The organism is Rubellimicrobium sp. CFH 75288, from assembly GCF_009904055.1.
In the GTDB taxonomy this organism is placed as follows: domain Bacteria; phylum Pseudomonadota; class Alphaproteobacteria; order Rhodobacterales; family Rhodobacteraceae; genus Rubellimicrobium.
This window is the reverse complement of record NZ_WYDP01000005.1, coordinates 420,823-429,731: the sequence shown is the minus strand read 5'-3', so window position 1 is coordinate 429,731 and position 8,909 is coordinate 420,823. Positions and strand designations below refer to the sequence as shown.

The 8,909-nt window shown below is 73.6% G+C and carries 9 protein-coding genes and 1 pseudogene; 5 read left to right on the top strand and 5 right to left on the bottom strand.

The annotated features are described in order from the left end of the window. A partial coding sequence (locus tag GT358_RS07780) for a calcium-binding protein (RefSeq protein ID WP_166582017.1) occupies nt 1–589 on the top strand: 589 nt, incomplete at its 5' end. Nucleotides 590–613: 24 nt separating this feature from the next. On the opposite strand, the gene GT358_RS07775 is transcribed toward GT358_RS07780, so the two are convergent. The 3 genes from GT358_RS07775 to GT358_RS07765 all read right to left on the bottom strand — a co-directional run bounded on the left by GT358_RS07775 (nt 614) and on the right by GT358_RS07765 (nt 2,286). Then, nucleotides 614–934, bottom strand: a complete 321-nt coding sequence (locus tag GT358_RS07775) for a hypothetical protein (protein WP_166582016.1) — start codon at nt 932–934, stop codon at nt 614–616. A gap of 118 nt (nt 935–1,052) precedes the next feature. Further along, the gene (locus tag GT358_RS07770) at nt 1,053–1,370 is read right to left on the bottom strand and encodes a hypothetical protein (RefSeq protein WP_166582015.1); all 318 of its coding nucleotides are present in this window, start codon (nt 1,368–1,370) and stop codon (nt 1,053–1,055) included. Between the two features lie 229 nt (nt 1,371–1,599). Further along, complete coding sequence (locus tag GT358_RS07765) at nt 1,600–2,286, bottom strand: response regulator transcription factor (protein WP_166582014.1); 687 nt, start codon at nt 2,284–2,286, stop codon at nt 1,600–1,602. 175 nt (nt 2,287–2,461) lie between these two features. On the opposite strand from GT358_RS07765, the gene ribA reads away from it, so the two are divergent. The 4 genes and pseudogenes from ribA (at nt 2,462) to GT358_RS07745 (ending at nt 7,170) form a co-directional block, all read left to right on the top strand. Then, nucleotides 2,462–3,544: a GTP cyclohydrolase II gene (gene ribA / locus GT358_RS07760; RefSeq protein ID WP_166582013.1), complete on the top strand. Its 1,083-nt coding sequence runs from the start codon at nt 2,462–2,464 to the stop codon at nt 3,542–3,544. Further along, a complete protein-coding gene (locus GT358_RS07755) occupies nt 3,541–4,056 on the top strand; it encodes a L,D-transpeptidase (protein WP_371416244.1) in 516 nt (171 codons plus the stop codon). Before ribA ends, GT358_RS07755 begins: the two co-directional genes overlap by 4 nt. A 53-nt stretch (nt 4,057–4,109) precedes the next feature. Further along, nucleotides 4,110–6,114 (top strand): annotated as a pseudogene (locus GT358_RS07750) (FAD-dependent oxidoreductase). 150 nt (nt 6,115–6,264) lie between these two features. After that, nucleotides 6,265–7,170 carry a LysR family transcriptional regulator gene (locus tag GT358_RS07745; protein ID WP_166582012.1) on the top strand — a complete coding sequence of 302 codons (906 nt, stop codon included), beginning with the start codon at nt 6,265–6,267 and terminating at the stop codon, nt 7,168–7,170. A 3-nt stretch (nt 7,171–7,173) separates the two neighbouring features. Here GT358_RS07745 and GT358_RS07740 read toward each other — a convergent pair whose 3' ends face one another. Both GT358_RS07740 and GT358_RS07735 read right to left on the bottom strand, forming a co-directional pair. Further along, on the bottom strand, nt 7,174–8,091 hold the full coding sequence (locus GT358_RS07740; protein WP_166582011.1) for an OmpA family protein: 918 nt from the start codon (nt 8,089–8,091) through the stop codon (nt 7,174–7,176). Continuing rightward, a complete protein-coding gene (locus GT358_RS07735) occupies nt 8,088–8,810 on the bottom strand; it encodes a molybdopterin-binding protein (RefSeq protein WP_166582010.1) in 723 nt (240 codons plus the stop codon). The genes GT358_RS07740 and GT358_RS07735 overlap by 4 nt, the downstream gene beginning before the upstream one ends. Nucleotides 8,811–8,909 lie beyond the last annotated feature (99 nt).

Genomic DNA, 8,909 nt, shown 5'->3' with positions numbered 1-8,909 from the left:
GGGCCTCGGGGGCGACGACCTGCTGATCGGCGGGCCCGGGGCGGACACGCTGCTGGGCGGCACGGGGCGCGACCGGCTCTTGGGAGGCCGCGGGACCGACGACCTGCTGGGGGGAGCCGGCGCGGACCTGCTGTGGGGCGGGCGCGGCGCGGACCTGCTGCTGGGCGGCAAGGGCGGCGACCTGCTGACGGGCGGGCAGGGCGCGGACCGTCTGGAGGGGGGCAAGGGTGCCGACCGTCTGACGGCCGGATCGGGCGCGGACCGGCTGACGGGCGGGCAGGGCGCGGACCGTCTGGAGGGGGGCAAGGGTGCCGACCGTCTGACGGCCGGATCGGGCGCGGACCGGCTGACGGGCGGGCAGGGCGCGGACGTGTTCGTGTTCGCTGGCCGGTTCGGTCAGGACGTCGTGACGGACTTCCGCAGGGGCGCCGACCTCATCGACCTGACGGGTCGGGACCCGGGCGTGACCGAGATCGAGGCGCGCAGCGTCAACGGGGGACGCGACACGCTGATCTCCGTCGGGCCCGACAGCATCCTTCTCGAGAACTTCGCGTTCGAGGACCTGCGCACCGACATGTTGCTGCTGTGAGGCGGGCGCCCCCGGATCGCGGCGTCAGTTGATGTTGAACTGGCTGTGGGTGCAGATGTTCCAGGTGTCGGTGGCGCGCCGGCCGCTCTGGAACTCCACCAGCACGTCGTACCAGCAGTTCGACACGTTCTGGATGATGACGTCGAGATACTGGCCGGGCTGCAGCACGCGCGAGCCGAGCAGGTCCTGTTCCCAGGAATTGTTGTGGGTGGGAGAGGAATAGATGCGCCAGACCACCTCGCGCGTGTTGTTCTGGAAGCGGACGCCATAGGTCTGCGCGTCGGCCGGCAGCGCCGACAGCAGCGGCAGGACGAGGGCGGCGGCAAGGGCGGCAAGGCGTGTCATGGCCATCTCCCGATCGGCAATGCGGACGGGAGAAGCCTAGGATCGCCCCTGCCGTGGGGGAAGCCGCCTGTTGCGCCGGACCGGACCTTATCCCCTGTCCTTTGGGACAGGACGCCCCCTACTCGGCCGTCAGCGTGTAGCTCGCGAGGTCGCAGATATCGACGCGATCCGTGACCTCGCGGCCGTCCTCGAACACCATGAGCAGGTCGTACTCGCAGGCATCGGCTCCGTCGGCGATGGTGACGGTGCCGGTCGAATCCGGCGGCAGCACGCGCGCGCCCAGAAGGTCGTTGCTCCAGCCGGGGTCCTCGACGGGCGAGGCGTAGAACTCCATCAGGGTGAGGCCGGATTCGTTGACGAGCTGGTACTGGATGTCCTGCGCCGCGGCGGGCACGGCCAGGACCGCCAGGACCGGGGCGAGAGGGAAACGGGGCATGGCATGGCTCCTCGAACAGGGCGGGCCCGGCGGCCCCGGGGCTCTATAGCGCCATGCCGCGCGCGGCGCATCCGCCCGAGGAGGCTCCGGCCGCCGCGGCGGTCCGACCCGCGGAAAAGCGGGACCCGGATGCAACGTCCGGGTCCCCAGTCCGACAGGGAGGATGGCGGCAGGTCCCGCCGCCGGGGGATGATCCCCCAATGCGGCAGGCCGTCCGCCGGTTCCGCCCTCAGGCGACGAGGCGGTAGCCGCCCGATTCGGTCACGAGCAGCCGCGCATTGGACGGGTCGGGCTCGATCTTCTGGCGCAGGCGGTAGATGTGCGTCTCGAGCGTGTGGGTGGTCACGCCCGCATTGTAGCCCCAGACCTCGTGCAAGAGCACGTCGCGCGGCACCACGGCGTCCTGCGCGCGGTAGAGGTACTTGAGGATGTTGGTCTCCTTCTCGGTCAGGCGCACCTTCTTGTCGTCCTCGGTCAGAAGCAGCTTCTGGGCCGGCTTGAACGTATAGGGGCCGAGCTGGAACACCGCGTCCTCGGACTGCTCGTGGGTCCTGAGCTGGGCGCGCAGCCGCGCGAGCAGGACGGGGAACTTGAAGGGCTTGGTCACATAGTCGTTGGCGCCCGCATCGAGCCCGAGGATCGTGTCCGAATCGCTGTCGTGGCCCGTCAGCATGACGATGGGGCACTTGACGCCCTGCTTGCGCATCACGCGCGCGAGCTCGCGGCCGTCCGTGTCGGGCAGGCCCACATCGAGGATCACGAGGTCGAAATGGCCCTGCTTGGTCTTGGTGAGGGCTTCCTGGCCGGTCGCGGCCTCGAACACGTCGAAATCCTCGGTCATCACGAGCTGTTCGCTCAGCGCCTCGCGAAGGTCGTCGTCGTCGTCCACGAGGAGGATCTTCTTGACTTGGGGCATGGCGCGTCTCCCTGGGGTCTGTCGTCGCATGGTCGCCCTCCAGATGGGGACAACATCCTGTCCTCCCAAGCGTTTCGCAAGAAACCTCACGCCGTCGCGAGGCGCGCGGGAGCATCGGAGCGGCCGGACGGGTGCCATGCGTTCCCCCCGGCCGCTGCGCGCGCTATGGAGGGGCATGGCCGATGTCCTCTCCCCGTCCGCCGCCGAGCGGCTGGCCCGTGCCCGGGCCGACCTGCGCCTGGGCCTGCCCGTGCTGCTGGAGGCGGGCGGGGCGGCAGCCCTGACGCTGGCCGCCGAGGGGGCGCCGCCCGAGAGGCTGGCCGCGCTGGCGCGGGCGGGGGGCCTCGTGCTGGCCGTGACCGCCCGGCGGGCCGAGACGCTGCGCGCGCGGGCCTATGACGGGGACCTGGCGCGGATCGCGGTGCCCGAGGGGGCGGATGCGGCCTGGGCGCTGGCGGTCGCGGACCCCGCGCTCGATCTGGCCACGCCGCTCAAGGGGCCGTTCCGCACGCTGCGGGGGGAGGAGGGGGTGCCCGCGCGGCTCGCACGCGCGGGCATCCGGCTCGCACGGGCGGCGCGGCTTCTGCCGGCGGTGCTGCTCGCGCCCTGCGCGCGGCCGCCTGAGGGGATCGCGCGGCTGCCCGCGGAGGAGGTGGAGGCGGCGGCGCTTGCCCCGCTCGCGCCCGTCGTGGCCGCGCGCGTCCCCCTCGCCGTGGCGGGGACGGGGCGGGTGCACGTGTTCCGCTCGCCGCTCGAGGAGGCCGAGCATGTCGCGGTCGAGATCGGCGCGCCGCCGCGCGACCGGCCCGTCCTGGCGCGGCTCCATTCGGCCTGCCTGACGGGGGACGTGCTGGGCAGCCTGAAATGCGATTGCGGGCCGCAGCTGCGCGCGGCGCTCGCCCGGATGGGTGAGGAGGGGGCCGGGGTGCTCCTCTACATGGACCAGGAGGGGCGCGGGATCGGGCTCAGCAACAAGATGCGCGCCTATGCGCTGCAGGATCAGGGCTGGGACACCGTGGAGGCGAACCACCGCCTGGGCTTCGAGGACGATGAGCGCGACTTCCGCGCGGGCGCGGAGATGCTGCGGCGACTGGGCTTTGCCTCGGTGCGCCTGCTCACCAACAACCCCGGCAAGGTCCGGCGCATGGAGGAGGCGGGAATGCGCGTGGCCGAGCGCGTGCCGCTGCGCGTGGGCCGGACGGAGGAGAACGCGCGCTATCTCGCCACCAAGGCGGCAAAGTCGGGGCACTGGCTGTGAGCGGCTGGCCCCCCGTGCCGCGGCGCGAGGACCTGGTGCTGAGCCCGCGCGGCCTGCGCGCCTTCGGCCGCCTGCTGCCCTGCACGCGCGGCCGCGGGGGGGTGAGCGGGGACAAGCGCGAGGGGGACGGCTGCACGCCGCGCGGGGTGCATGCGATCGTGGGGATGCTCTACCGCCCCGACCGGATACGACGGCCCGCGGACTGGGCCGTGCCGATCCGGCCGCGCGACCTGTGGTCGGACGACCCGCGCGACGCGGACTACAACCTGATGGTCCGCGCGCCGCACCCCTTCTCGGCCGAGCGGCTGCGGCGGGCGGACCCGCTCTACGACCTCGTGATCCTGACGGGGTGGAACTGGCCGCGGGCCGAGCGGGGGCGGGGATCGGCCATCTTCCTGCACCGCTGGCGCCGGCCCGGCGCGCCCACGGCCGGCTGCGTGGCGCTCGATCCGCGCGACCTGCGCTGGCTTGCGCGTCGCATCCGGCACCGCACGCGCCTCGTGGTGCGCTGACGCGGCGTTCCCCCGTGACCCGACGGACCCCGCCCCGCTAGGATCGGCGCGCCATGAGCCGCTATCCCCACCTTCTCTCGCCGGTCCGGGTCGGACCGCTCCTGCTGCCCAACCGGGTGATGATGGGCTCGATGCATACGGGCCTCGAGGAGACGGGCGACTGGGAGCGGGCGGCCGCCTATTACGCGGTGCGCGCGGGGGCGGGGCTGATCGTGACGGGGGGCCTCGCGCCTTGCCCCGAAGGGGCCGTGTTCCCAGGGGCCGCGGGGCTCCTGGGGCCGGCCGACGTGGCGGCGCACCGGGTCGTCACCGAGGCCGTTCACCGCGCGGGCGGGCGCATCCTCGCGCAGCTCCTCCATGCCGGGCGCTATGCCTACGGGGCCGATTGCGTGGCCCCCTCGGCGGTGAAATCGCCCATCTCGCCCTTCGTGCCGCGCGCGCTGGACGAGGCAGGAATCGCGGCCACGGTCGCGGCCTTCGGCGCCGCCGCCGCGCGGGCGGCGGAGGCGGGCTATGACGGCGTCGAGTTGATGGCCTCCGAGGGCTACCTGCTCAACCAGTTTCTGGCCCCCCGCACCAACCGGCGCGAGGACCGCTGGGGCGGCAGCGCCGAGAACCGGCGGCGCTTTCCGCTCGAGGTGGTGCGGGCGGTGCGCGCCGCCCTCGGGCCCGACCGGGCGCTGGTGCTGCGCATCTCGCTCATCGACCTGGTGGAGGAGGGGCAGACCTGGGACGAGATCGTCGCCTGGGCGCAGGCCGCCGAGGCGGAGGGGGTGGATGCCTTCAATGCCGGGATCGGCTGGCACGAGGCCCGCGTGCCGACCATCGCCACCTCGGTGCCGCGGGGGGCCTGGGTGTGGCTGGCCGCGCGGCTGCGCGGGGCGGTGGACCGGCCGGTGATCGCCTCGAACCGCCTTAACACGCCCGAGGCGGCCGAGGCGGTGCTGGCGGCGGGTCAGGCCGACCTCGTCAACCTGGCGCGGCCGTTCCTCGCCGACCCGGACTTCGTGGCGAAGGCGGCGGAGGGGCGGGCGGAGGAGATCGCGCCATGCATCGCCTGCAACCAGGCCTGCCTCGACCACACCTTCGAGGGCAAGGTGGCCTCGTGCCTGGTCAACCCGCGCGCGGCGCACGAGACGGTGCTGGTGCTGCGCCCGGCCGCGCGCGCGGAGCGTGGCCGTGGTGGGAGCGGGCGCGGCGGGCATGGCGGCGGCCATTGCCGCGGCCGAGCGCGGCCATCGCGTTACGCTGTGGGAGCGCGAGGACCGCGTGGGGGGGCAGCTGCGGCTGGCCGCCGCGGTGCCCGGCAAGGAGGAATTCGTCCCCCTGATCGCCTGGTTCGAGACGATGCTGGCGCGCCGGGGGGTCGAGCTGCGGCTGGGCCGGACGCCGGACGTGGCCGAGCTCGCGGGCTTCGACGCCGTTCTGGTGGCGACCGGCGTGCGCCCGCGCGACCCCGGCATCCCCGGATCGGATCTGCCGCATGTGGCGACCTATGCCGACCTGCTCTCGGGCCGGGCCGTCGCGGGCGCGCGCGTGGCGATCGTGGGGGCGGGCGGCATCGGCTTCGACGTGGCCGAGTTCCTGGTCACCGGCGAGGGGAGCCCGACGCTCGACCCCGCCGCCTGGCGCGCGGAATGGGGCGTGGGCGACCCGGCCGAGACGCCGGGGGGCCTCCGGCCGCCGCGGCCCCATCCGCCCGCGCGCGCCGTGACCCTGATCCAGCGCAAGACCGGCCGGCTGGGGCGGGGCCTGGGGCGGACGACGGGCTGGATCCACCGCGCCTCGCTCGGGATGAAGGGGGTGCGGATGATCGCCGGCGCCGCCTACGAGCGCATCGCCCCCGAGGGTCTGTGGCTGCGGCTGGAGGGCGAGCCGGTCCTGGTGGAGGCCGACACGGTCGTGCTCTGCGCCGGGCAGGAGAGCGAGCGGTCCCTGGCGGAGGCGCTGGCGGCGGCGGGACGGGCGCCGGTCGTGATCGGGGGGGCGGACGTGGCGGCCGAACTCGACGCCAAGCGCGCCATCCGGCAGGGCACGGAGGCCGCCGCCGCGCTGTGACCGGCCGCGCCATCGCTGCGGGTGTTTCGCTGCCGCGATCAATCCACCCGATCTCCCCGGGCCTGCCCGGTCCCGGTCCACAAGCCGCCCCATTCCATGGCCAATCCTGCGGCCATCGAGCCGTTCCACGCCGACCGGGGGAAGACAGCCATGGACCGCCTGACCGAGATGGAAGCCTTTGCCACCGTGGTGGACCAGGGGGGGTTCACGGACGCGGCCAAGAAGCTCGGCATCTCCAAGTCGGCCGTCTCCAAGCATGTCTCGGCGCTGGAGGCGCGGCTGGGCGCGCGGCTTCTGAACCGGACGACCCGCCGCGTGAGCCCGACGGAGATCGGGCTGGCCTATTACGACCGCGCGCGGCGCGTGCTCAACGATGCGGGGGAGGCCGACGCGCTCGTGACCTCCATGCAGAGCGCGCCGTCGGGTCTCCTGCGCGTGTCGGTCGCGACGGATTTCGGCGTCAACCACCTGAGCCCCGTCCTGGGCGGGTTCCTGCGCGAGTTCCCCGAGATCACCGTCAACATGGTGCTCAACAACCGCTATGTGGAGCTGATCTCCGAAGGCTTCGACATGGCGGTGCGCATCGGCGAGCTGGAGGACAGTTCGCTGCGCGCGCGCAAGATCGCCGAAACCTCGCGGCGCATGATCGCGGCGCCATCCTATTTCGCGCGGTTCGGCCGCCCCGAGCGGATCGACGACCTCAACGAGCACAAGCTTCTGCACTATTCCAACCAGTCGAGCGCGGCGGTCTGGAAGATCACCGCCCCCTCGGGCGAGCGCCGGCAGGTCCGCTCCACGGGCTGGCTGACCGTCAACGACGGCCAGTCGCTCCTGAACGCCTGCATCTCGGGTCTGGGCATCGCCTATCTGCCGGCCTTCCTCTATGCCGACGCGATGCGCAAGGGCCTGGTGGAGGAGGCGATCCCCGGCCTGCCGGTGGAGGTGCAGGGGATCTATGCCGTCTATCCCCCCGGCCGCTTCACCCAGCCCAAGGTGCGCGCCTTCATCGACTTCCTGGTGAACACCTTCGCCGACAAGGGGCCCGACGCCTGGTGAGGTTCAGGGCAGGGCCACGGCCTCGACGCGACGGTTGGCGTCGCGCCCCTCGGGTGTGAGGTTGGTGGCGACGGGGGCGAGCCAGCCCATCCCGTGCGCCTCCATCCGGCTGCGCGGCACGCCGTGGACGCTGGCCAGCCGGTCCAGCACGGCCCGGGCCCGGGCGCGCGACAGGGCGATGTTGGGCTCGAGGGGGCCGGTCGCGTCCGTATGCCCGACGATGGCCACGCGCCGGCCCGGATCGGCGGCCAGCCATTCGGCCAGCCGGGCGAGGTCGTCCTCGGCCCCCTCCTCGAGCGTGGCCGAGCCCGAGGCGAAGCGCAGGCCGCCGAGCACGGCATGGCCGTCGCGGTCCAGCCGGTCGCGCAGGTCGGCCCCTGCCGCGGCCGGAGCGGGCCGGGCCGGCGCCGGGCCGGGATCGTCCGGGGCGGTGGCGGCGCCGGCCGGGGCGGCGGCCACATGGATCGCCTGCAGATAGGTCGTGGTCCCGGACCGGCTGGCCAGAAGGCTCAGCGATTCCGCCCCCCGGATGGCGGTCAGGTAGTGGAACTGGCCCAGATCGACGAACATGGCCGGCGGCGGCAACACCTCGGCGGCGAGGCGGAAGTCGAAGCCTCCGCATTGCCGCCCCGCGCAGTCGAGCGCGATGGTCCAGCCCTGCGCCAGCAGCGCCTCGCGTAGGGGGGCGATCAGACCGAGGGTCGTGCCGCTGCCCGCGATCTGCCAGGCGCGGCGGGTGACGGTGCCTTCCACGATGCGCTGGGGCACGTTCCCGTCCGTCAGGGGACCGAGGAGGAGGGCGTGGCTCGCCGGCCCCTCGACCTCCTCCGCCGTCAGCCGCGCGCCCGGCGGCAGATCGAGCGGCAGGGCGGCCGCCGACCCGGCCAGCCCCAGCGCGAGGACCGCGCCCCGCGCGATCATGCCGGAAACAGGGCCGCAAGCCGCGCCATCGCCTCGCCCACCCGCGCCCCGTCGGTGCCGCGGATGACGACATGAGCGCCGAAGCTGCCGGCCTGATTGAAGGGGTAGGATCCGATGGCGAGGTCGGGATACTCGGCCGCCAGCGCGGCGAGGGGGCCGGCGATCTCGCCCTCGCCCCTGAGGATGCGCAGCGACTGGCTGAGCAGGGGCGTGCCCCCCGTCAGCCGGGGCAGGAGGCCCGCAACCATCGCCTCGAAGATCTGCGGCACACCGGCCATCACATGGACGTTGCCGACCGAGAAGCCGGGCGCGGCGCTGATGGGATTGTCGATCAGCACCGCGCCTTCGGGCACGCGGGCCATCCGCAGGCGCGCCTCGTTCATCTCGACCCCCATGCGGTCGTAATGGGCCCTGAGCGCCGCCAGCGCATCCTCGCGCACCGCAAGCGGCAGGCCCAGCGCCGCGGCCACCGCATCGGCGGTGATGTCGTCATGCGTGGGGCCGATCCCGCCCGAGGTGAACAGGTGGTCGAAGGCCGAGGACAGCTCGCGCACGGCGCGCCCGATCGCCTCGGCCCGGTCGCCCACGACACGCGCCTCCCGCAGGTCGATGCCCACCCGCGTCAGCTCGCGCGCGAGGAAGTGCAGGTTGCTGTCGCGCGTCCGGCCCGACAGGATCTCGTCGCCGATCACGAGCATGGCAGCGGTCGGGTTCGGCATGGCGGGTTCCTCCGGCTCGGATCGGGTGATAGGGCGCGGCAGGCTCGCGTTCCAGTGGGCTCGTCTGGAAGTCGCGCGGGGGATCGCCTATCTTCTGCC